Origin of the sequence: Streptomyces sp. SCSIO 75703 (genome assembly GCF_036607905.1) — a bacterium.
Lineage (GTDB): Bacteria > Actinomycetota > Actinomycetes > Streptomycetales > Streptomycetaceae > Streptomyces.
On the sequence record NZ_CP144555.1, the window covers coordinates 5,719,016 to 5,741,336 of the forward strand.

Consider the following 22,321-nt stretch of genomic DNA (forward strand, 5'->3'; position numbering starts at 1 on the left):
ACGGGTGGGTCCGCGGCAGAGAGCGACCGATAAACTGTTCCAGGGCGTCGCCGGGTGCAGCTCCCCGCGCCGTCCGCCAATGATCAGCCAGCAGCCGCTGCAACCCCAGGGAGCGTTGTGTCCCGTCGCCTGTTCACCTCGGAGTCCGTGACCGAAGGTCACCCCGACAAGATCGCTGACCAGATCAGCGACACGATTCTCGACGCACTACTGCGTGAGGACCCGGCCTCCCGGGTCGCCGTCGAAACCCTGATCACGACCGGCCTGGTGCACGTCGCCGGAGAGGTCACGACCAAGGCGTACGCGGACATCGCCACGCTGGTGCGCGGCACGATCCTGGAGATCGGCTACGACTCCTCGAAGAAGGGCTTCGACGGCGCCTCCTGCGGCGTGTCCGTGTCGATCGGCGCCCAGTCCCCGGACATCGCGCAGGGCGTCGACACCGCCTACGAGTCCCGGGTCGAGAGCGCGGGCGAGGCACTGGACGAACTGGACCGGCAGGGAGCCGGCGACCAGGGCCTGATGTTCGGCTACGCCTCGGACGAGACGCCGACGCTGATGCCGCTGCCCGTCTTCCTGGCGCACCGCCTGTCCAAGCGCCTCTCGGACGTCCGCAAGAACGGCACCATCCCGTACCTGCGCCCCGACGGGAAGACCCAGGTCACCATCGAGTACGACGGCGACAAGGCCGTCCGCCTCGACACCGTGGTGGTCTCCTCCCAGCACGCCAGCGACATCGACCTGGAGTCGCTGCTCGCGCCGGACATCCGCGAGTTCGTCGTGGAGCCCGAGCTGAAGGCGCTGCTGGACGACGGCATCAAGCTCGACACGGAGAACTACCGCCTGCTGGTCAACCCCACCGGCCGCTTCGAGATCGGCGGCCCGATGGGCGACGCGGGCCTGACCGGCCGCAAGATCATCATCGACACCTACGGCGGCATGGCCCGCCACGGCGGCGGCGCCTTCTCCGGCAAGGACCCGTCCAAGGTCGACCGCTCCGCCGCCTACGCGATGCGCTGGGTCGCCAAGAACGTCGTCGCGGCCGGGCTCGCCGCCCGCTGTGAGGTCCAGGTCGCCTACGCGATCGGCAAGGCCGAGCCGGTCGGCCTCTTCGTGGAGACCTTCGGCACCGCCAAGGTCGAGCCGGAGAAGATCGAGAAGGCCATCGACGAGGTCTTCGACCTCCGGCCGGCCGCCATCATCCGCGACCTCGACCTGCTCCGCCCGATCTACGCCCAGACCGCGGCGTACGGCCACTTCGGCCGTGAGCTTCCCGACTTCACCTGGGAGCGCACGGACCGCGTGGACGCGCTGCGCAAGGCGGCGGGACTGTAGGACGGCCCCGACGGCGCGCCGCGCCGACGACACGGCGCGAGGCCCGGTGCCCCGACAGGGGTGCCGGGCCTCGCCCGGTTCCGGAGACGGGGCGCGGTGGGCCGGGCGGGGGCGGCGCGGTGCCGCCCCCGCCCCCGGCGGGGCCCGCGGTTGTCGGTCCCGTTTGGTAAGAATGCAAGCGTGAGCAGCGAGAACGGACCCCCGGAAGCCGGCGGTGAGGACACGCCGCCGGAGCAGCTCGCGCTCATCCGGGAGACCGTGCGCGCGGCCAGGCCGCCGCGGGCGAAGCCCCGCACCTGGCGCGGCGCGGCCCTCGCCAGGGAGCTGCCCGTCGCCCGCGTCCTGGTCGACAAGGGCGTCCTCCACCTCGACCGGTACTTCGACTACGCCGTCCCCGAGGAACTCGACGCCGACGCCCGCCCGGGCGTGCGGGTGCGGGTGCGTTTCGGCGCCGGGCGGCACCGGGTGCGGGACGGGCGGCGCGAGGGCGGCGGGCTCGTCGACGGCTTCCTCGTCGAGCGGCTCGCCGCGTCCGACTACTCCGGTCCGCTGGCCGCGCTGGCCCAGGTCGTCTCGCCCGAGCCGGTCCTCGACGAGGAGTTGCTCGGCCTCGCCCGCGCCGTCGCCGACCGGTACGCGGGCAGCCTCGCCGACGTGCTGCAGCTCGCCGTCCCGCCGCGCAGCGCCCGCGCCGAGCGGCGTCCCTCGCCCGAGCCGTTGCCGCCCCCCGAGGCCCCCGCCCCCGGCACCTGGGGGCGCTACGAACACGGCCCCGCCTTCCTCGCCGCCCTCGCCTCGGGAGCCGCGCCGCGCGCCGTGTGGAACGCGTTGCCCGGCCCCGAGTGGGCCGAGGAGCTGGCGCGGGCCGTCGCGGCGACGCTGGCCTCCGGCCGCGGCGCCCTCGTCGTCCTGCCGGACGGGCGGGCCGTGGCGCGGGCGGACGCGGCGCTGACCGCGCTCCTCGGCGAGGGCCGGCACGCCGTGCTCACCGCCGACGCGGGACCGGAGAAGCGGTACGCGCAGTGGCTCGCGGTGCGCCGGGGGGCGGTACGGGCCGCGGTCGGCACCCGGGCGGCCATGTTCGCCCCGGTGCGCGACCTCGGCCTCGTCGCCCTCTGGGACGACGGCGACGACTCCCTCGCCGAACAGCACGCCCCGCAGCCGCACGCCCGCGAGGTGCTGGTGCTGCGGGCCACCCTGGACCGGTGCGCCTTCCTGCTGGGCGGCTGGAACTGCACCGTGGAGGCCGCCCAGCTCGTGGAGACCGGCTGGGCCCGCCCGCTGATCGCCCCGCGTGAGCGGGTGCGCACCACCGCCCCCCTGGTGCGGACGGTGGGCGACACCGACCTGGCCCGGGACGAGGCGGCGCGCGCCGCCCGGCTGCCGACGCTCGCCTGGCAGGCGGCCCGGGAGGGGCTGCGGCACGGGCCGGTGCTGGTGCAGGTGCCGCGGCGTGGCTACGTACCGCGGATGGCGTGTGCCGTGTGCCGGACGCCCGCGCGGTGCGGGCACTGCGCGGGGCCGTTGCAGGCGCAGGAGTCGGGGGCGGCGCCGCGGTGCGGCTGGTGCGGGCGGGAGGAGGGCGGCCGGCACTGCCCGGAGTGCGGGTCCTTCCGGCTGCGCGCCCAGATCGTGGGGGCCCGGCGCACCGCCGAGGAGCTGGGGCGCGCGTTCCCGGCCGTGCCGGTGCGCACCTCGGGGCGGGAGCACGTCCTCGACACGGTGCCGCCGGGCCCTGCGCTGGTCGTGAGCACGCCGGGCGCGGAGCCGGTCGCGGAGGGCGGGTACGCGGCGGCGCTGCTGCTCGACGGCTGGGCGATGCTCGGGCGGCCCGACCTGCGGGCGGGTGAGGACGCCTTGCGGCGCTGGCTCGCCGCCGCCGCGCTGGTGCGTCCGCAGGGCGCGGGCGGCACGGTCGTGGTGGTCGCCGAGCCGACGCTGCGGCCGGTGCAGGCGCTGGTGCGCTGGGATCCGGCGGGTCACGCGGTGCGGGAGCTGGCCGAGCGGGCGGAGCTGGGCTTCCCGCCGGTCTCGCGGATGGCGTCGGTGGCGGGGCCGGCGGAGGCGGTGGCGGAATTCCTGCGCGCGGTGGAGCTGCCCGCCGAGGCCGAGGTGCTGGGCCCGGTGCCGCTCCCGGTCACGGCGGCGGGCAGCCCGCGCAGATCGGGCGCCCCGCCGCCGGGCGAGCACTGGGAGCGGGCCCTGGTGCGGGTGCCGCCGGGCCGGGGCGCGGCCCTCGCCGCGGCCCTGAAGGCGGCACAGGCGTCCCGGACGGCCCGGGGGAGCGCGGCCCCGGTCTGGGTGCGGGTCGACCCCCTCGACATCGGCTGACCCCGGCACGGGGCTCGGGCGGGTCCGCCGGGCCGGGGCCGGTGCGAGGGGGCGGCGGCCGTCGATCCGGTGGGCCGCCGGGGGGTGTCCGTGGCGCGGCGGGTGGTGCCTGACCGCCCGAGATGCCGGCCGTCGCCGCAGGTCCCTCGGGCGGCCGGGTCCCTCCTCCGCGCGGGGGACCGCTCACCAGGCGGGCGGGCGGATCGGGCCGGTCGGGCGGGCGCCGGCTCAGCGGGCGGTGGGCTCGGCCCGGTGAGCGGCCGGGGGCCGCCGCATGGCCCGGAGCGGTGCCTCACGTGGCCCCAGCCCCCGGGTGGTCCCGGTGATGCCCCGCGGTCCGGCGGCCCACCGGGCGCCGCTGATCGGCGTCCTCCGCGCCCCAGGGCCCCGCCGGGGGCCGGGGCGATCTGACGCCGTCGACGGCCCACCGGGCGCACCCGGAGCAGCGCCCCACGCGTGGCCCGCGGCGACGCGGCGGCCGGGACGTGGCCTGCGGCCGACTCGGTGACGGGCGGGGCGTCTTGCGCAGGCTGACGCCAACTCGGCGGCCGGGAGGGGGCTCTCGCTCGGCCGACGGTCACCGGGCGCACCCGGATCACTGCCTCACGGCGGCTCGCCGAGCGGTTCCGGCGCGGGCCCTCACGTGGCCCTCCGACCTGCCCGGCGGTCGGGACGGAGCCCTCACACGGCCTTCGGGGCACGGCGGCCTTCGGGTCGACCCGGCGGTCTCACAGGGCTCTCGCGGGGCCCGGGGCCGGAGGTCGGGGCCGGCGTCCCGCGCGGCCGGCACCGGCACGGGGGCGAAGCGTGCGCTTCGCGCGGACCGAAGTGTCAGCCGTTGCGTGGGGAGGGGAACGGGGCCGGGCGGGAGGGGTCGTGGGGGAAGGCCGGGCTGCCGGAGGTCGGCTGGGTCGGCATGGAGCGGGCCGCGGGGACCGTGGGGACGGGGCCCACGTTGACCCGGGAACCGGTGCCGGCCGCCTCCTGGGCGTGCTCGGCGGCCTCCGCGGCGGCGGCCTGCGCAGCGGCCCGGCGGGCGCCGTACCTGCGGTGCACGGCCTGCTTGGTGACACCGAGCGCCGAGCCCACCGCGTCCCAGGAGAAGCCGAGCGAGCGGTCGAAGTCCACCGCGGCCGTGACCAGCGTTTCGACGCTGTCCCGCAGTTCCTGGGCGAGCCGGACGGTCGGGGCGGGGGCGCGTCCGTAGACGACGAAGCCCGTCGCGGGGCCGGAGCGGCGCGGGCGGTAGACGTTGCCCAACTGGGCGGTGAGGGTGCGCAGTGCGTCCACCTGCCGGCGGACCCGCTCGATGTCCCGCACCAGCAAGTGCAGGCTGGCCCGAGCCTGGGCGTCGTGGGTTGCGTGGTCGGCCATGAACAAGCCTCTCGAACCGGCGTTGAAAGGGATCGGACCGCACGGGCGGTCCGGCGTGGTCAACTGTTGCTTGACCAACGCGTGGGCGCTCCGCTGGTCACGGTGTGGGGGCGTGGGAGCACATGTGCGCGCCCTCGCGGCCGGGTTGTGCGCCGCGCACCCGGGCGCGGGGTGTTCTCCCGCCCGCGTACCCGGGCGAGGGCGCCTTCCGCCCGCGCACCACTGCGCCGCCGCCGTGCGCGGGGCACCGGGCGCCGGGAGGCCGGCGGGCCCCGGCGGGCCGGGGCTCGTAGACTGGTGGGCCGCCCGCATCCGCCCCCGCCCGAGAGGCCCGTCCCCACCCATGAAGCTCGTCTTCGCCGGCACCCCCGAGGTCGCCGTCCCCGCCCTGGACGCCCTGATCGCCTCCGGGCGCCACGAGGTGGCCGCAGTCGTCACGCGCCCCGACGCGCCGGCCGGACGCGGGCGCCGGATGATCGCCTCACCGGTGGCCGAGCGGGCCGAGGAGGACGGGATCGAGGTGCTCAAGCCGGCCCGGCCCGGCGACCCGGAGTTCCTGGAGCGGCTGCGGGCCATCGCCCCGGACTGCTGCCCGGTCGTGGCCTACGGCGCGCTGCTGCCCCGCCGGGCCCTGGACGTCCCCGCGCACGGCTGGGTGAACCTGCACTTCTCGCTGCTGCCCGCCTGGCGCGGCGCCGCCCCCGTGCAGCACGCGCTGATGGCCGGGGACGAGATCACCGGCGCCTCGACCTTCCTCATCGAGGAGGGGCTCGACTCCGGACCGGTCTACGGCACCGTCACCGAGGAGGTCCGCCCCACCGACACCAGCGGCGACCTGCTCACCCGGCTCGCCTTCGCCGGTTCCGGACTGCTCGCCGCCACCATGGACGGCATCGAGGACGGCACCCTCAAGCCCGTGCCGCAGCCCGCCGACGGCGTCAGCCTCGCCCCGAAGATCACCGTCGAGGACGCCCGGATCGACTGGTCGGCCCCGGCGCTGCGGGTGGACCGGGTGGTGCGCGGCTGCACCCCCGCGCCTGGCGCCTGGACCACCTTCCGCGGCGAACGCCTCAAGCTCGTCCAGACCGCGCCCGCCCCCGACCGCACCGACCTGGCCCCCGGCCGTCCGGCGGTCGGCAAGAACAGCGTCCACGTCGGCACCGGCTCCCACGCCGTCGAACTGCTCTGGGTGCAGGCCCAGGGCAAGAAGCCGATGCGGGCCGCGGACTGGGCGCGCGGCGCCCGCGTCACCGAGGGCGAACTGCTCGGCGCGTGACCCGTGCCGCGGCGGGCGGGGGCGCCGACGTACGCTGGGGGCGCCTGTCATCCCACATCCGGAGCACCTTTTCGTGAGTCAGCAGCCCCGCCGTCCCCGCCCGCCCGGCAAGCCCTACCGCAGGCCGCGCAAGGACCCCGTCCGCATCCTCGCCTTCGAGGCGCTCCGGGCCGTGGACGAGCGGGACGCCTACGCCAACCTCGTGCTGCCGCCGCTGCTGCGCGCCGCCCGGGAACGGGACGGCTTCGACGCCCGTGACGCCGCCCTCGCGACCGAACTGGTCTACGGCACGCTGCGCCGGCAGGGCACCTACGACGCCGTCATCGCCGCCTGCGTGGACCGTCCGCTGCGCGAGGTGGACCCCCCGGTGCTGGACGTGCTGAGCCTCGGCGCGCACCAGTTGCTCGGCACCCGCATCCCGAGCCACGCCGCCGTCTCCGCCTCCGTGGAGCTGGCGCGGGTCGTGCTCGGCGACGGACGGGCCAAGTTCGTCAACGCCGTGCTGCGCAAGATCGCCGGAGACGACCTCGACGGCTGGCTGGCCCGCGTCGCACCGCCGTACGACGAGGACCCGGAGGACCACCTCGCCGTCGTGCACTCGCACCCCCGGTGGGTCGTCTCCGCGCTGTGGGACTCGCTCGGTGGCGGCCGGTCCGGCATCGAGGCGCTGCTGGCCGCCGACAACGAGCGGCCCGAGGTCACCCTCGTCGCCCGCCCCGGCCGGGCCTCCGCCGCGGAACTGCTGGCGGAGGAGGCGGCCGTGCCGGGCCGCTGGTCCCCGTACGCGGTGCGGCTGAGCGAGGGCGGCGAGCCCGGGGCCGTCGAGGCGGTGCGCGAGGGCCGCGCCGGTGTGCAGGACGAGGGCAGTCAGCTCGTCGCACTGGCGCTGGCCGCGGCCCCGCTGGAGGGTCCGGACCGGCGCTGGCTGGACGCCTGTGCCGGACCGGGCGGCAAGGCCGCGCTGCTCGGCGCGCTCGCCGCCGAACGGGGCGCCTTCCTGCTCGCCTCCGAGAAGCAGCCGCACCGGGCGGGGCTGGTGGCCAGGGCGCTGGACGGCAACCCGGGCCCGTACCGGGTGATCGCCGCCGACGGCACCCGCCCGGCCTGGGCACCCGGCGTCTTCGACCGGGTCCTGGTCGACGTGCCCTGCACCGGGCTCGGCGCGCTGCGCCGCCGTCCCGAGGCCCGCTGGCGGCGCCGCCCCGAGGACCTGGAGGGCTTCGCCCCGCTCCAGCGCGGGCTGCTGCGCGGCGCCCTGGAGTCCGTCCGGGCCGGCGGCGTCGTCGGCTACGCGACCTGCTCCCCGCACCTCGCCGAGACCCGGGCCGTCGTCGCCGACGTGCTCAAGCAGCACCCCGGCACGGAACTGGTCGACGCCCGGCCGCTGCTGCCCGGCGTTCCCGACCTCGGGGAGGGCCCCGACGTGCAGCTCTGGCCGCACCTGCACGGGACGGACGCCATGTACCTGGCGCTGATCCGCCGCACCGTCTGACCCCCGCACCGTCTGACCCCCGCACCGTCTGACCCCCGCACCGTCTGACCCCCGCACCCCGCCCGCCGCACCACCCCCCGGCGCCCCGCCCGCCGCCCGGCCCGGGTCGGTACCCGTACGAGGCCCCGGCCCGGGTCGGTACCCGTACGAGCCCCCGGTCCGGGCACCCGGAGGGGCGGGCGCGCGACGGGCGTCCTGTGGTCTGGACCGGGCACCCCCGCCGGGGGCCGGGCATGGCAGGCTTGGGGCATGGCCGCGCAGATCAACCCCAGCATCCTGTCCGCCGACTTCGCCCGCCTCGCGGACGAGGCACGGGCGGTGGAGGGAGCCGACTGGCTCCACGTCGACGTCATGGACAACCACTTCGTCCCGAACCTCACCCTCGGCGTGCCCGTCGTGGAGTCCCTGGCCCGTGCGACGGACACCCCGTTGGACTGCCACCTGATGATCGAGGCGCCCGACCGCTGGGCGCCGCAGTACGTGGAGGCGGGGGCCGGGTCCGTCACCTTCCACGTCGAGGCCGCCGCCGCGCCGGTCCGGCTGGCCCGCGAGATCCGGGCCAAGGGCGCCCGCGCCTCCATGGCACTGCGGCCCGCGACGCCGATCGAGCCGTACGAGGACCTGCTGCCCGAGCTGGACATGCTGCTGATCATGACGGTTGAGCCGGGCTTCGGCGGGCAGGCGTTCCTCGACATCATGCTTCCCAAGATCCGCCGCACCCGTGAGCTGATCGGCAAGCACGGACTGGAACTGTGGCTCCAGGTCGACGGCGGAGTGTCGGAGGCGACCATCGAGCGGTGCGCCGACGCGGGCGCCGACGTCTTCGTCGCGGGCTCCGCCGTGTACGGGGCGGCCGACCCGGCCGAGGCCGTCCGCTCCCTGCGCGCCCGCGCCGAGACGGCGACCGCCAAGGCGTCCTGGGCGTGCGACCACTGAGGAACCGGAACGTGAACGGCGGCCGTCAGGGCTGATCGAAAGCGCCGCATCTGCAAGGATGAACGGTGAATCCAGAGTGTGAACAGCAGTGAGGAGAACGCCGTGTCGGGTATGTCGGCGGGCCGTTCAGCCATGCGGATGGGACCCGCTGAGCTGGTCCAGGCGGCGGCCATGGCCCGCCGCTTCTACCTCGAGGGCAAATCCAAGATCCAGATCGCCGAGGAGTTCGGCGTCAGCCGCTTCAAGGTGGCCCGGGTCCTGGAGACCGCCCTCGAGCGGGACCTTGTACGCATCGAGATCCGGGTGCCGGCCGAGCTGGACGCCGAGCGCTCGGACGCCCTGAGGGCCCGTTACGGGCTCCGGCACGCCGTGGTGGTGGAGTCCCCGGCGGACGCCGAGGAGACCCCCGACCCCGAGAACCTGGGGGAGGTCGCCGCCGACCTGCTCGGCGAACTGGTCACCGAGGGCGACGTCCTGGGCCTGGCCTGGGGGCGCTCCACCATCCACATGGCGGCGGCGCTCGACCGGCTGCCGCCCTGCACGGTGGTCCAGCTCACCGGCGTGTACGACGCCGGGACCGCCGAACGCGGTTCGGTCGAGGCCGTGCGCCGCGCCGCACAGGTCTCGGGGGGCGACGCCCACCCCATCTACGCGCCGATGCTGTTGCCGGACGCGGCCACCGCGGCGGCGCTGCGCCACCAGACCGGGATCGCCCGCGCCTTCGAGTACTTCGACAAGGTCACGGTGGCCTGCGTCTCCATCGGCTCCTGGGAGCCGGGCATCTCCACGGTGCACGACATGCTCAGCGACGAGGAGCGCGCCCACTACGCGTCCCTCGGTGTCGCGGCCGAGATGTCCGCCCTCCTCTTCGACGCCGAGGGGCGCCGGATCGGACGGGACCTGGGGGAGCGGTGCATCACGGTCACCGCCGACCAGCTCCGCCACGTCCCCGAGGTCGTGGCGATCGCGGGCGGGCAGCGCAAGGCCGCGGCGATCGACGCCGTGCTCCGCTCCGGGCTGGTGACCAGCCTGGTGACGGACACGTCGGCCGCGGACTACCTCATGACGGCGGGCCCGGCGCCCAAGCCGACGCTCCAGCGGAACGACCCCGACGGGGTCTGATGCGGTACCGGCGCGCGCGGCGCGCGCCGACAGGGGGCCGGGGCCGGGCCGGGCCACGGCCCCGCAGGGGTCACCCGCGCCACCGGCGGGGCCCGTGGGACGCGGGGGACTGGAGATTCCTCCGAGACGTCCGTGCGTTCTCCTGGACGTTCCGCCCGGGACTGATCCGGCGTGCTCCGTGGGAGAATGAAGTACGTGCTCTTTCCCCCTGGCTGACCTGCCCGGGGGCCACCTCTGAACGACTGGGATGTGCAGCACGTGCGTTTCCTCAACGACATCCAGCCCTCGTACGACCTGACGTACGACGACGTCTTCATGGTGCCGAGCCGGTCGGCCGTCGGCTCCCGGCAGGGCGTGGACCTCAGCTCCCCGGACGGCACCGGCACCACCATCCCGCTCGTCGTCGCCAACATGACCGCCATCGCCGGCCGTCGCATGGCCGAGACGGTGGCCCGGCGCGGCGGCCTCGTGGTCATCCCGCAGGACATCCCGATCGAGGTCGTCACCGACGTCGTCTCCTGGGTGAAGAGCCGCCACCACGTGCTGGACACCCCGATCGTGCTGGCCCCGCACCAGACCGTCGCCGACGCCCTCGCCCTGCTGCCCAAGCGGGCGCACAACGCCGGTGTCGTCGTCGACGAGGGCCACCGGCCGGTCGGCGTGGTCACCGACGCCGACCTGAGCGGCGTGGACCGCTTCACCCAGCTCGAAGAGGTCATGTCCAAGGACCTGCTGCTGATCGACGCGGACCTGGACCCGGGCCGGGCCTTCGACACCCTCGACGCCGCCAACCGCCGCTACGCGCCCGCCGTGGACGCCGAGGGCCGCCTCGCCGGCATCCTCACCCGCAAGGGCGCCCTGCGCGCCACGCTCTACACGCCGGCCACGGACGCGAACGGCGGACTGCGCATCGCCGCCGCCGTCGGCATCAACGGCGACGTGGCGGGCAAGGCCGCGCAACTGCTGGCCGCGGGCGTGGACACGCTCGTCATCGACACCGCGCACGGCCACCAGGAGTCGATGATCAGCGCCGTGAAGCTGGTGCGCGACCTCGACCCGGGGGTGCCGCTGGTCGCGGGCAACATCGTCTCGGCCGAGGGCGTGCGCGACCTCGTCGAGGCCGGTGCCGACATCGTCAAGGTCGGCGTCGGACCCGGCGCCATGTGCACCACCCGCATGATGACCGGCGTGGGCCGCCCGCAGTTCTCCGCCGTGCTGGAGTGCGCCGCCGAGGCGCGCAGGCTCGGCAGGCACGTGTGGGCCGACGGCGGCGTCCGCCACCCCCGCGACGTGGCGATGGCCCTCGCCGCCGGCGCCTCCAACGTCATGGTCGGCTCCTGGTTCGCCGGGACCTACGAGTCCCCGGGCGACCTCCAGCAGGACGCCGACGGCCGCCTCTACAAGGAGTCCTTCGGCATGGCCTCCGCGCGGGCCGTGCGCAACCGCACCTCGGAGGAGTCGGCGTACGACCGGGCCCGCAAGTCGCTGTTCGAGGAGGGCATCTCCACCTCGCGGATGTTCCTCGACCCGACCCGCCCCGGTGTGGAGGACCTGATCGACTCGATCATCGCGGGCGTCCGCTCGTCCTGCACCTACGCGGGCGCCGCCTCGCTGGAGGAGTTCGCCGAGAAGGCCATCGTCGGCATCCAGAGCGCCGCCGGCTACGCGGAGGGCAAGCCCCTGCACGCGAGCTGGGTCTGACCGGGACCCGCCGGGGCCGGCGGCCCGACCCGTGGTCTACTGCGGGTACGGCACCCGCCGGTCCCGACGTACCGCCCCCGGAAGCGAAGTGAACCCCCCGCAGTGCTGAACGATCTCGACGAACGCATCGTGCACGCCCTCGCCGAGGACGCCCGCCGCTCCTACGCGGACATCGGGCACCTCGTCGGCCTGTCCGCGCCCGCCGTCAAACGGCGGGTCGACCGGCTGCGCGCCACCGGGGCCATCACCGGCTTCACGGTGCGAGTCGACCCCGCCGCCCTCGGCTGGCGCACCGAGGGGTTCGTCGAGATCCACTGCCGCGGCAACACCTCCCCGGAGACCATCCTGCGGGGCCTGGAGCGCTACCAGGAGGTCGTGTCCGCCTCCACCGTCACCGGGGAGGCGGACGCCATCGCCCAGGTCTTCGCCTCGGACATGCGGCACTTCGAACGGGTGCTGGAGCGGATCGCCGGGGAGCCCTTCGTGGAGCGCACCAAGTCGGTACTGGTCCTCTCGCCGCTGCTGCGCCGCTTCTCCTCGGGCTCGCCGACGTAGGCGCCGCCGGGCCCCGGGCGGACCGCCGCCGGGCCCCGGTGAGCAGGGGAAACGTCCGCCCGTACGCTCGGGAACGCCTCCCGGGCCGACCGCGCAACGAATCACCGGCGAGCGGCCGGAGGACGCAACGAACAGCCCGTCGGCGCGCAACGGCTCCTCCTTGTCCGGCCGGGCGCGCCGACCGTAGCGTCTAGGGCATCCCCGCCACCCCGTTCACCGGTGAGGTTCCCGCATGCGCACCGCCCTGTTCCAGAGCTCCGGCCGTCCCGGCTCCGTCGCCGGGAACCTCGACGCCCTCGACGAGGCCGCCGGCCGGGCCGCCGCCGCGGGCGCGGGGCTCCTCCTCACCTCGGAGCTGTTCCTGACCGGGTACGCCGTCGGCGACGGACTCACCCGGCTCGCCGAGCCCGCCGACGGCCCCTCCGCCGACGCCGTCGCGCGCACCGCCGCCCGGCACGGCCTCGCCATCGCCTACGGCTACCCCGAGCGGGACGGCGACCGGGTCCTCAACTCCGTCCAGTTGGTCCGCGCCGACGGCACCCGGCTCGCCAACTACCGCAAGACGCACCTCTTCGGCCCCCTGGAGCACGAGCACTTCACCCCCGGCGACCGGCCGGTCGTCCAGGCCGAGCTGAACGGCCTCACCGTCGGCCTGCTGATCTGCTACGACGTCGAGTTCCCGGAGAACGTCCGCGCCCACGCCCTGGCCGGTACCGACCTGCTGCTGGTGCCGACCGCGCTGATGCACCCCTTCCCCTTCGTCGCCGAGTCCCTGGTGCCCACCCGGGCCTTCGAGAACCAGCTCTACGTGGCCTACGCCAACCGGGCGGGGCACGAGGGCGACTTCGAGTTCCTCGGGCTCTCCGCCCTGGCCGGGCCCGACGGCACCTGCCGCGCCCGCGCCGGACGCGCCGAGGAGCTGATCGTCGGCGACGTCGACCCGGCGCTGCTGGCCGCCTCCCGCGCGGCCAACCCGTACCTGCGCGACCGCCGCCCCGGCCTGTACGCGGCCCTGGGCTGAGCCGGCGCCCGCCGCCCTGGCTCGCCCCTTCGGCCCCGCTCGCTGTTCCGGTCACACCCGTTTCACCCGTCCCACCGAGCCCTCCGGCTCGCCGCGCAAGGAGTCCGCAGCCCATGACGTCCACCGTGCCCCCCGCGCCCGAGCACGCCGACGCCCCCCGCCCGCCGATCACCATGATCGGCCCGGACTTCCCCTACGCCTACGACGGCTTCCTCGCCCACCCGGCCGGCCTCGGCCAGGTGCCCGCCACCGAGCACGGCACCGAGGTCGCCGTCGTCGGCGGCGGGCTCTCCGGCCTGGTGGCCGCGTACGAGCTGATGAAGATGGGCCTCAGGCCGGTCGTCTACGAAGCCGACCGGATCGGCGGGCGGCTGCGCACGGTGGGCTTCGAGGGCTGCGACCCCTCGCTCACCGCCGAGATGGGCGCGATGCGCTTCCCGCCCTCCTCCACGGCCCTGCGGCACTACATCGACCTCGTGGGCCTGGAGACCCGGCCCTTCCCCAACCCCCTCGCCGCGGCCACCGAGTCGACCGTCGTCGACCTCAAGGGCGAGACCCACTACGCCGAGACGCCGGACGACCTGCCCCGCGTCTACCGGGACGTGGCCGACGCCTGGGCCCGGTGCCTGGAGGAGGGCGCCGACTTCTCCGCCATGAACCGCGCCCTGCGCGAACGGGACGTGCCCCGCATCCGCGAACTGTGGTCCCGGCTCGTCGAACGCCTCGACGACCAGACCTTCTACGGCTTCCTCTGCGACTCCCCGGCCTTCTCGTCCTTCCGCCACCGCGAGATCTTCGGCCAGGTCGGCTTCGGCACCGGCGGCTGGGACACCGACTTCCCCAACTCCATCCTGGAGATCCTGCGTGTCGTCTACACGGAGGCGGACGACCACCACGAGAGCATCGTCGGCGGCTCCCAGCAGCTCCCGCTGCGCCTGTGGGAACGCGAACCGAGGAAGATCCTCCACTGGCCGCACGGCACCTCGCTGCGGGCCCTGCACCCCGGCGGCGAACCCCGCCCGGCCGTGACCCGGCTCCGGCGCACCCCGGACGGGGAGATCACCGTGACCGACGCGGACGGCGAGGACCGCGCGTACCGCGCCGTCGTCTTCACCGCCCAGTCCTGGATGCTGCTCTCCAAGATCGCCTGCGACGAGTCGCTGTTCCCCATCGACCACTGGACGGCGATCGAGCGGACCCACTACATGGAGAGTTCCAAGCTCTTCGTCCCCGTGGACCGGCCCTTCTGGCGGGACCGGGACCCCGAGACGGGCCGGAACGTGATGTCGATGACGCTCACCGACCGCATGACCCGCGGCACCTACCTCCTCGACGACGGACCCGGCCGGCCCGCCGTGATGTGCCTCTCCTACACCTGGTGCGACGACAGCCTGAAGTGGCTGCCGCTCTCCGCCGAGGAACGGATGGAGGTCATGCTGGCCTCCCTCGGCGAGATCTACCCGGACGTCGACATCCGGCGGCACGTCATCGGCCCCCCGGTGACCGTCTCCTGGGAGAACGAGCCCTACTTCATGGGCGCCTTCAAGGCCAACCTGCCCGGCCACTACCGCTACCAGCGGCGCCTGTTCACCCACTTCATGCAGGACCGCCTGTCCGCCGGGCACCGCGGGATCTTCCTCGCCGGGGACGACATCTCCTGGACGGCCGGCTGGGCCGAGGGCGCCGTCCAGACGGCCCTGAACGCGGTCTGGGGCGTGATGCACCACCTCGGCGGCGCCACCGACCCCGCCAACCCCGGCCCCGGCGACCTCTACGACGCCCTCGCCCCGGTGGAACTCCCCGAGGACTGACGGGCGGCCCCGCTACCGGGCCGCCTCCCGCGCACCCGGCCCGGACAGGGGCGTCAGCAGCATGTGGGCCGCGAGGCCGGTCGTCGTGTCCAGACGGTCCGCCAGCTCCCCGGCGATCCCGGGCCGGTCGCCCAGCGCCCACAGGGCGCGGGCCGCGCTCCAGGCGGCGTCCCGGGCCCGGTCCAGGCTCCACACACCGAGCAGGTGGGCCAGCGGATCGGCCAGGCGGAGCCGGTCGGGACCCGGGGTCAGCTCCTCGCGGATCCGCTCCTCCACCGAGGCGAGGAGATCGCCCACCCGGTCGAACCCGGCCTCCAGGTCGACGGGTTCGCAGCCGAGCGTACGGCAGGTGTCCACCACCGCCAGCGCCAGGTCGTGGCCCGCCTGCGCATGCAGGCCCGCCAGCGCGAACTGCGCGGGGCGTACGCCGGGATGGCGGCGGAACCGGAGCAGGGGCCGCCAGCACGCGGGCGGGCGGCGCCCCCCGTCCGGTGCGCCGAGGGCGGCGAGAGCGCGCTCCGCCAGCCGTGTGTCCAGGGCGCCCGCCGCCCGGACGGCGGGGAACGCGCCCTCCGCGGCCCTCCGGTCCGCCGCCTCGGCGGCCTCGGTGTAGACGCGGGTGAAGACGGCCACCCCGTCCCGCGCGGGCAGCGCCGCGCAGAGCGCGCGCAGCCGGGAGCGGGGCGGGTCCACCGTGCCGACGGCCGTGCCGACTTGTTCGCAGTGCGCCATGGCGGCAGGGTCGCAGCTTTAGGGTGGCGGCAGTGCCGGCGGTCCGACGCTTCCCCAGAACGGGGGAACGCGCCCGCCGTGCGGGGGAGGGGGACACCACGTGTCAGGGCACCGTGCCCGGCGCCGGGCCGATCGCCGGGCCGCACGCAGACGGGCCGCCCGGCGCGGCGCGATGGTCGCGGCGGCCTCCGTCGTGGTCGCCGCCGGCGCCGCCGCGGGGACGCTCTCCGCGCTGCGCGGCGACGGCCGTGCCGACGAGGCCCGCCCCGCGGTGACCGCCTCGCCGCGCCTGGAGGCCCTGCCGGTGCCGCCGCCCCTGCCGCCCTCGGCGACGCCGTCCGCCCCGGCCGCCCCGGCCACCCCCTCGCCCTCGGGGCCCCCGGCCCCGAGCGCCCCTTCCCGGCCCGCTCCCGACAGCACGCGGCAGCGGTCGGCGGCCACCGCCTCCGGCCTCTACCGGCATCCCCGCTCGCAGGTGCTCGACTGGGTGCGGGCCCACCCGGACGACCCGCGCCGGGCGGTCATCGCCTCCCGCATAGGCGACCACCCGGCCGCCGTGTGGTTCGCCGACCCCTCGCCGGCCACGGTCACGGCGCGGGTCCGGGAGGTGACCTCGGGCGCCGCGGCCGAGGGCCGGGTCCCGGTCGTCGTGCCGTACGCGATACCCGGACGGGACTGCGGCGGCCACTCCGGGGGCGGGGCGCCGGACCTCGCCGCCTACGACGGCTGGATCGACCGGTTCGCCGCCGGGCTGGGCTCCGGCGAGGTCATCGTGATCCTGGAGCCCGACTCCGTCTCCCAGGCCGAGTGCCTCACCGAGGGCGAGCGCGGCGCCCGCTTCGCCTCCCTGGCCCGCGCCGGGCGGGTGCTCAAGGCGGCGGCCCCGGGGGCCCGGGTCTACTACGACGCGGGGCACTCCGGCTGGCACGCGCCGGCCCGGCAGGCGGGGTGGCTGCGGCAGGCCGGGGCCGGCGCGGCGGCCTCCTCCGACGGTGTCTTCAGCAACGTCTCCAACTTCCACGCCACGGCCGACGAGATCGCCTACGACCGGGCCGTGCTCGACGCCCTCGGCGGACCGCCGGACCTGGGCGCCGTCGTCGACACCAGCCGCAACGGCAACGGCGCCCCGCCCGGCGGCCAGTGGTGCGACCCCGGCGGCCGGACTCTGGGCCGCGCCCCCACCCTCGCCACCGGCGAGCGGGGCATCGACGCCTACCTGTGGGTCAAGCTGCCGGGCGAGTCCGACGGCTGCGAGGGCCCGCCCGGCACGTTCAGTCCCTCGTACGCCTACGACCTGGCGCGCTGAGGCCCGCCACCGGCACGGCCGTCACCGCCCCCCGGGGCCGGAGCCGTGCGTACCGCCGTCGCCGCCGTCGCCGTCCGTACCGTCCCCGCCGTACGACGACGTGCCCTCGTCGAGCAGCGGTTCCTGCGTCTTGAGGTGGGCGGGGGCGAAGGCGCGCAGCGCGTGGTAGCCGGTGATGACGACCAGGGTGCCGAGCGCGATGCCGCTCAGGGAGAAGGTGTCGGTGAACGACATGCTGACGTTGCCGACGCCGATGATGATGCCCGCGGCGGCCGGCACCAGGTTCAGCGGGTTGCGCAGGTCGACCTTGGCGTTGATCCAGATCTGAGCGCCGAGCAGGCCGATCATGCCGTAGAGGATCACGGTGATGCCGCCGAGCACCCCGCCCGGGATCGCGGCCACGACCGCGCCGAACTTCGGGCAGAGGCCGAAGAGCAGGGCGAAACCGGCGGCGGCCCAGTAGGCGGCCGTCGAGTAGACGCGGGTCGCGGCCATCACGCCGATGTTCTCGGAGTACGTGGTGTTCGGCGGGCCGCCGACCGCGGTGGAGAGCATCGAGCCGACGCCGTCCGCGGAGATCGCCGTGCCCAGCTTGTCGTCGAGCGGGTCGCCGGTCATCTCGCCCACCGCCTTGACGTGCCCCGCGTTCTCGGCGACCAGCGCGATGACGACCGGCAGCGCGACCAGGACCGCCGACCACTCGAAGGACGGTCCGTGGAAGGCGGGCAGGCCGATCCAGTCGGCCTGGCCGACCGCGGAGAGGTCCAGCCGCCAGTGGTCGGTGAGCCGGCCGCTCGCGTCCACCGAGTGGATCTTCCCGAAGGCCAGGTCGAAGACCCAGGAGACCGCGTACCCGAAGACCAGCCCGAGGAAGATCGCGATGCGGGACCAGAACCCGCGCAGGCAGACCACGGCGAGCCCGGTGAAGAGCATCACCAGCAGGGCCGTCCACTGGTCCTGCGGCCAGTAGGTGGAGGCGGTGACCGGCGCCAGGTTGAAGCCGATCAGCATCACCACGGCACCCGTGACGATGGGCGGCATCGCGGCGTGGATGATCCGCGCGCCGAACCGCTGCACGGCGAGGCCGACCAGGAAGAGCGCGGCGCCGACCACGAGGACCGCGCCGGTCACCGTGGCGCTGGTGCCGCCCTGGGCCCGGATCACGGCGGCGACGCCGACGAAGGAGAGCGAGCAGCCCAGGTAGCTGGGGACCCGGCCGCGGGTGGCGAGCAGGAAGATGACGGTCGCCACACCCGACATCATGATCGCCAGGTTGGGGTCGAGGCCCATCAGGACCGGGGCCACGAAGGACGCCCCGAACATGGCCACCACGTGCTGGGCGCCGAGCCCGGCCGTGCGGGGCCACGAGAGCCGTTCGTCGGGGCGGACCACCGCTCCCGGGGCGGGTACCTTGCCGTCCCCGTGCAGCTTCCAGCGCACGCCGAGGTCCATGGTGAGGTTTCGCTTTCTCTGTACGGAGATTGACCGGACCATTGTCAGGGGTGGCCGTCGGTGGCCTGATCCGAGCCCCCGGATGATCGGCGACCCGCCCGGAAAGCGCGGCTGAGCGAGCGCTTAGGATGGGCGGACCCGTGCCCGCGGGTGTGCTCGCCGACCCGGTGAGCGGCCGGGGGAGGGCGCGCGCTGCCCGCCTCCCGGCAAGCCCCCCCAGCGACACCGGACCCCAGGAGGCCGCCGTGACCGCCGAAGCCCCCGCCGCCCCGGCCCGCGGCCGGCTCGTCCCCGTCACCGTGCACTTCGACGACCTGGACGCCCTCGGACTGCTGCACAACGCCCGCTACCCGCTGCTGGTCGAGCGGGCCTGGGTGCGGCTCTGGACCGAGCGCGGCTTCCGGTTCGAGGGCGACTGGGCGGCGGCCGGCGACGCCTGCAACGCGGTCCGGGAGTTCCGGATCACCTACGAGGCACCCGTCTCCCGGCCCGGCCCCCACGCCGTCCACCTCTGGCTGGAACGGCTCGGCACCACCGGCCTGACCTACGGATTCCGCTTCTGCTCGGCGGACGGCGCGACCACGTACGCCCACGGCACCCGGGTCCTGGTCCGGCTGGACCCCGCAACCCTGCGCCCCGCGCCCTGGAGCGACGCCTTCCGCGCCGCCGGCCGGGACCTGCTGCGCCCGGCGGGCACCGCACCCCGGAGCACGGACACACCGGGCGGCCCGGCCCGGACGGCCACGCCCTGACACCACCCCCGCCGACCGCGGACCGACTCGACGTGCGGGTGTGCGGGCCGAACGAGCTGATGACCACGCACCCGGCGACGTGCCGCGGGTGCGTCCGGCGTGCCCGTCGGCGGTGACCGCGCCGGGGGCGGGGAGCGGCGCGGTACGCGTCGGCACGAGCCGGGCGTGCGCGGTGTACGGCCGCCGCTCCCGGCTCGGCTCCCGTGGGCCGGTGCCGCGCGCCGTCGAGACCGTCCCCCTCGGGTCGCCGCTGCGGCGGTTCACCGGGGCCGGGCGGCTCGTACGGGCTCCGTCCACGGCACGACGGTGAGCCTCGACGAGGAACTCACGACGTCCCGAGCGGAGGGCCCGGCGCCGTGGAGCGACGCCTTCCGCGCCGTGGGCAGGGAACCACGGCGCCCGCGGGCACGGGTCAGCCGGCGTCGCCCCGGCGGGCCGCGATCCGCTCCGTCCCCGGCCCGCCGGCCACCGTGCGCCCGCGGTCCCCGGCCCGCAGAACCGAGGCGAACGCCGTCAGGCCGCAGGTCAGCGCGGTCACCAGGCAGAACGACACCATCAGGCTGGTCGCCTGGGCCAGCGTGCCGATCGCGCTCGGCGCCACCAGCCCCGAGGTGTACGTGATGGTGGCGACGCCCGCGATGGCCAGGCTCGGGTTGGCGCCGCTGCGGCCGGCCGCGGCGAAACACAGCGGCACCACCACGGCGATGCCCAGCCCCATCAGCGCGAAGCCCGTCATGGCGAGCGCCGGCCGGTCCGCGAGGACGATGAGCAGCCCGCCCAGCGTCGCCAGCACCCCGCAGAACCGGACCGTGCGCACGGCGCCGAACCGGTCCACCACCGCGTCGCCGGCGAACCGGGCCACGGCCATGGTGAGCGTGAAGCCCGTCGTGCAGGCCGCCGCCAGACCGGCCGAGGCGTCCATCCGGTCCCGCAGGTAGACCGCCGACCAGTCCAGGCTCGCGCCCTCCGCGAAGACCGCGCAGAAGCCGACCGCGCCGATCAGCAGCGCCGACCTGGGCGGCAGCGCGAAGCGCGGCGGCGCCTCCTCGTCCGCCGACGGCTGGAGGTCCAGCACCCAGGCGCAGGCGACCAGGCCCGTCACGGTGAGCGTCGCCGCCGCCAGCGCGTGGTGCGTGCGGGCGTCCGAGCCGAGGTGGGCGGCGAGCGTCCCGGCGGCCGAGCCCAGCAGGGCGCCCAGGCTCCACATGCCGTGCAGCCCCGACATGATCGACTTGTCCAGGCGGTTCTCCACCTCGACGCCGAGCGCGTTCATCGCCACGTCCGACATGCCCGCCGTCGCGCCGAAGGCGAACAGGGCGGCGCACAGGGCGACCAGGTTCGGGGCGAGGGAGGGCAGGACCAGCGCCAGCGTCCACAGGGCCAGCAGTCCGCGCAGCGCCGTGCGGGCGCCGAAGCGGTGACTGACGCCGCCGGCCAGCGGCATGGCCACCGAGGCGCCGAGCGCCGGGAAGGCCAGCGCCAGGCCGAGCTGGCCCGCGCTCACCCCGGCGTGTTCCTGGATCCACGGCACGCGGGTGGCGAACGAGCCGGTGACCGCGCCGTGCACGGCGAAGACCGCCGCCACCGCGTACCGCGCCCGCGTCACCTCACGCCGCGCGCTGCCCCCTGTGCCCATGCCGGCCCTCCCGCTCCCCGTGTCCTCCGGTCGCCGCGAGCCCTCCGTGCCGGGGTCCGCGCCGCGCGGTAAACTATCAGGAACCCTGCCTGATAGATAGCTGACGGTCACGACCTCGTCCCGCCGACGATCTGGGAGGATCCCCGGCATGGCCGCATCCCCGAGCACCGCACGGGCTCTCAACGACCGGCTGGCCCTGCGCCTGCTCCAGCGGGAAGGGCCGCTGACGGCGGCGCGGTTGAAACAGCTCACCGGCCTGTCCCGGCCCACCGTCGCCGACCTCGTCGAACGCCTCACCGCCGCCGGGCTGATCGAGGTGGCGGGGGAGGCCCGCGAGCAGCGCCGCGGCCCGAACGCCAGGCTCTACGGCATCGTCGCGGACCGGGCGCACCTCGCCGCCCTCGACGTGCGCACCGAGAGCGTCGCCGTGCTCGTCTCCGACCTGCTCGGCCGCGTGCTCGCCGAGGCGTCCGTGCCGATCGGCGACGACACCCGCACCGGGCCCGCCGTGGAGCGGGCGGTGACGCTGGTCGAGCGGACGGTGAAGGAGGCCGGGGCCGAGCGGCTGCACACGGTCGGCATCGGGGCGCCCGGCCTGATCGACCCGGCCGGCGGCGAACTCCGGGACTCCTCTGGCCTGCCCGCGTGGCACCGCCGGCTGGTGGCGGCCCTCCAGGAGCGCTTCCCCGCGGCGCGGATCGGCGTGGAGAACGAGACCAACCTCGCCGCCCTCGCCGAGCAGCGCGACGGGGCGGCCCGGGACCGGGAGACCTTCGTCCTGCTCTGGCTCGGCCTCGGCATCGGCGCCGGGGTGGTCCTCGACGGCACCCTGCGGCGGGGCGTCTCGGGCGGCGCGGGCGAGATCGGCTTCCTGCCGGTGCCGGGCGTCGGGGGCCTGCCCTCGTCCGGCGACTGCCACGGCGGCTTCCACTCGCTGGCCGGCGCGGCGGCGGTGACCGCGCTGGCCGCCGAGCACGGGGTGGGCGCGGGCCCGGCAGACGACGCGGGTGGCCCCGCCGGGCCCGGGGCGGGCGGGGTCCGGGCCGGTGACGCCGTGAACCCCGGTGATCCCCCCGGGTCCGGTGCGGGCGCCGTCGCCCGCCCGGCGGCGGCGCGGATCACCCCGGAGGGCGTCGTCGAGCCCGAGCCCCGGGCCGCCGTGCTGGTCCGGGCGGCAGTGCGGGACCTCGGCGCCGATCCCGCCGCCGGGCGCTTCCTCGACGACCTCGCCGACCGGGTCGCCCTCGGCGCCGCCGCCGTCGTCTCCGTGCTGGACCCCGGGTGCCTGGTGCTGGCCGGCGAGATCGGCCGGGCCGGGGGCGAGGCGCTCGCCGCCCGCGTGCGGGACCGGCTGGGCCGGATCTCGCCGCTGGCCACCGAGGTGCGGCCCACCGCCCTCGGCGGCGGCGCGGTCCTGCGCGGCGCGTTGCTCACCGCCCGCGACCGCGCCCAGGACGTGCTGTTCGCGCCGCGGGCACCCTGACGCCGG

17 protein-coding genes are annotated in these 22,321 nt (G+C 76.0%); 13 read left to right on the forward strand and 4 right to left on the reverse strand.

The window, feature by feature from the left end; translation table 11 throughout:
- Positions 1–117: 117 nt before the first annotated feature.
- Together metK and VM636_RS25240 are read left to right on the forward strand one after the other, a co-directional pair.
- Complete coding sequence (gene metK, locus VM636_RS25235; RefSeq protein WP_030420868.1) at positions 118–1,335, forward strand: methionine adenosyltransferase; 1,218 nt, start codon at positions 118–120, stop codon at positions 1,333–1,335.
- 180 nt (positions 1,336–1,515) lie between these two features.
- Positions 1,516–3,666: a primosomal protein N' gene (locus VM636_RS25240; protein ID WP_030420869.1), complete on the forward strand. Its 2,151-nt coding sequence runs from the start codon at positions 1,516–1,518 to the stop codon at positions 3,664–3,666.
- Positions 3,667–4,497: 831 nt separating this feature from the next.
- Here the strand turns inward: VM636_RS25240 and VM636_RS25245 are convergent.
- Positions 4,498–5,040: a hypothetical protein gene (locus VM636_RS25245; RefSeq protein ID WP_030420870.1), complete on the reverse strand. Its 543-nt coding sequence runs from the start codon at positions 5,038–5,040 to the stop codon at positions 4,498–4,500.
- Positions 5,041–5,383: 343 nt separating this feature from the next.
- Here VM636_RS25245 and fmt point away from each other — a divergent pair, with 343 nt between their 5' ends.
- From fmt to VM636_RS25285, 8 genes are all read left to right on the forward strand, one after another.
- Complete coding sequence (fmt, locus tag VM636_RS25250) at positions 5,384–6,316, forward strand: methionyl-tRNA formyltransferase (RefSeq protein WP_030420871.1); 933 nt, start codon at positions 5,384–5,386, stop codon at positions 6,314–6,316.
- A gap of 73 nt (positions 6,317–6,389) precedes the next feature.
- Positions 6,390–7,808 carry a transcription antitermination factor NusB gene (locus VM636_RS25255; RefSeq protein WP_030420872.1) on the forward strand — a complete coding sequence of 473 codons (1,419 nt, stop codon included), beginning with the start codon at positions 6,390–6,392 and terminating at the stop codon, positions 7,806–7,808.
- A gap of 249 nt (positions 7,809–8,057) precedes the next feature.
- Positions 8,058–8,744: a ribulose-phosphate 3-epimerase gene (gene rpe, locus VM636_RS25260; RefSeq protein WP_053913428.1), complete on the forward strand. Its 687-nt coding sequence runs from the start codon at positions 8,058–8,060 to the stop codon at positions 8,742–8,744.
- Positions 8,745–8,822: 78 nt separating this feature from the next.
- On the forward strand, positions 8,823–9,866 hold the full coding sequence (locus tag VM636_RS25265) for a sugar-binding domain-containing protein (protein WP_051821395.1): 1,044 nt from the start codon (positions 8,823–8,825) through the stop codon (positions 9,864–9,866).
- Between the two features lie 258 nt (positions 9,867–10,124).
- Entirely contained in the window at positions 10,125–11,567 is a 1,443-nt protein-coding gene (locus VM636_RS25270; protein WP_030420875.1) for a GuaB1 family IMP dehydrogenase-related protein, read from the forward strand.
- A 102-nt stretch (positions 11,568–11,669) separates the two neighbouring features.
- On the forward strand, positions 11,670–12,122 hold the full coding sequence (locus VM636_RS25275) for an Lrp/AsnC family transcriptional regulator (RefSeq protein ID WP_030420876.1): 453 nt from the start codon (positions 11,670–11,672) through the stop codon (positions 12,120–12,122).
- Positions 12,123–12,354: 232 nt separating this feature from the next.
- A complete protein-coding gene (locus VM636_RS25280) occupies positions 12,355–13,143 on the forward strand; it encodes a carbon-nitrogen hydrolase family protein (RefSeq protein ID WP_338485825.1) in 789 nt (262 codons plus the stop codon).
- 113 nt (positions 13,144–13,256) lie between these two features.
- Entirely contained in the window at positions 13,257–14,954 is a 1,698-nt protein-coding gene (locus VM636_RS25285) for an NAD(P)/FAD-dependent oxidoreductase (protein WP_338485827.1), read from the forward strand.
- 12 nt (positions 14,955–14,966) lie between these two features.
- Here VM636_RS25285 and VM636_RS25290 read toward each other — a convergent pair whose 3' ends face one another.
- Positions 14,967–15,686 (reverse strand): DUF5995 family protein, encoded by a 720-nt coding sequence (locus VM636_RS25290; protein WP_030420879.1) that lies wholly within the window; start codon positions 15,684–15,686, stop codon positions 14,967–14,969.
- A gap of 172 nt (positions 15,687–15,858) precedes the next feature.
- On the opposite strand from VM636_RS25290, the gene VM636_RS25295 reads away from it, so the two are divergent.
- Positions 15,859–16,992 (forward strand): glycoside hydrolase family 6 protein, encoded by a 1,134-nt coding sequence (locus VM636_RS25295; RefSeq protein WP_338486455.1) that lies wholly within the window; start codon positions 15,859–15,861, stop codon positions 16,990–16,992.
- Positions 16,993–17,013: 21 nt separating this feature from the next.
- On the opposite strand, the gene VM636_RS25300 is transcribed toward VM636_RS25295, so the two are convergent.
- Positions 17,014–18,444 carry a solute carrier family 23 protein gene (locus VM636_RS25300; RefSeq protein ID WP_030420881.1) on the reverse strand — a complete coding sequence of 477 codons (1,431 nt, stop codon included), beginning with the start codon at positions 18,442–18,444 and terminating at the stop codon, positions 17,014–17,016.
- 245 nt (positions 18,445–18,689) lie between these two features.
- Here VM636_RS25300 and VM636_RS25305 point away from each other — a divergent pair, with 245 nt between their 5' ends.
- Positions 18,690–19,196: a thioesterase family protein gene (locus tag VM636_RS25305; protein ID WP_338485829.1), complete on the forward strand. Its 507-nt coding sequence runs from the start codon at positions 18,690–18,692 to the stop codon at positions 19,194–19,196.
- 412 nt (positions 19,197–19,608) lie between these two features.
- Here VM636_RS25305 and VM636_RS25310 read toward each other — a convergent pair whose 3' ends face one another.
- On the reverse strand, positions 19,609–20,832 hold the full coding sequence (locus tag VM636_RS25310) for an MFS transporter (protein ID WP_030420883.1): 1,224 nt from the start codon (positions 20,830–20,832) through the stop codon (positions 19,609–19,611).
- Positions 20,833–20,980: 148 nt separating this feature from the next.
- Between VM636_RS25310 and VM636_RS25315 the strand changes: the two genes are divergently transcribed.
- The gene (locus VM636_RS25315) at positions 20,981–22,315 is read left to right on the forward strand and encodes an ROK family transcriptional regulator (protein ID WP_030420884.1); all 1,335 of its coding nucleotides are present in this window, start codon (positions 20,981–20,983) and stop codon (positions 22,313–22,315) included.
- The last annotated feature ends 6 nt before the right edge of the window (positions 22,316–22,321 follow it).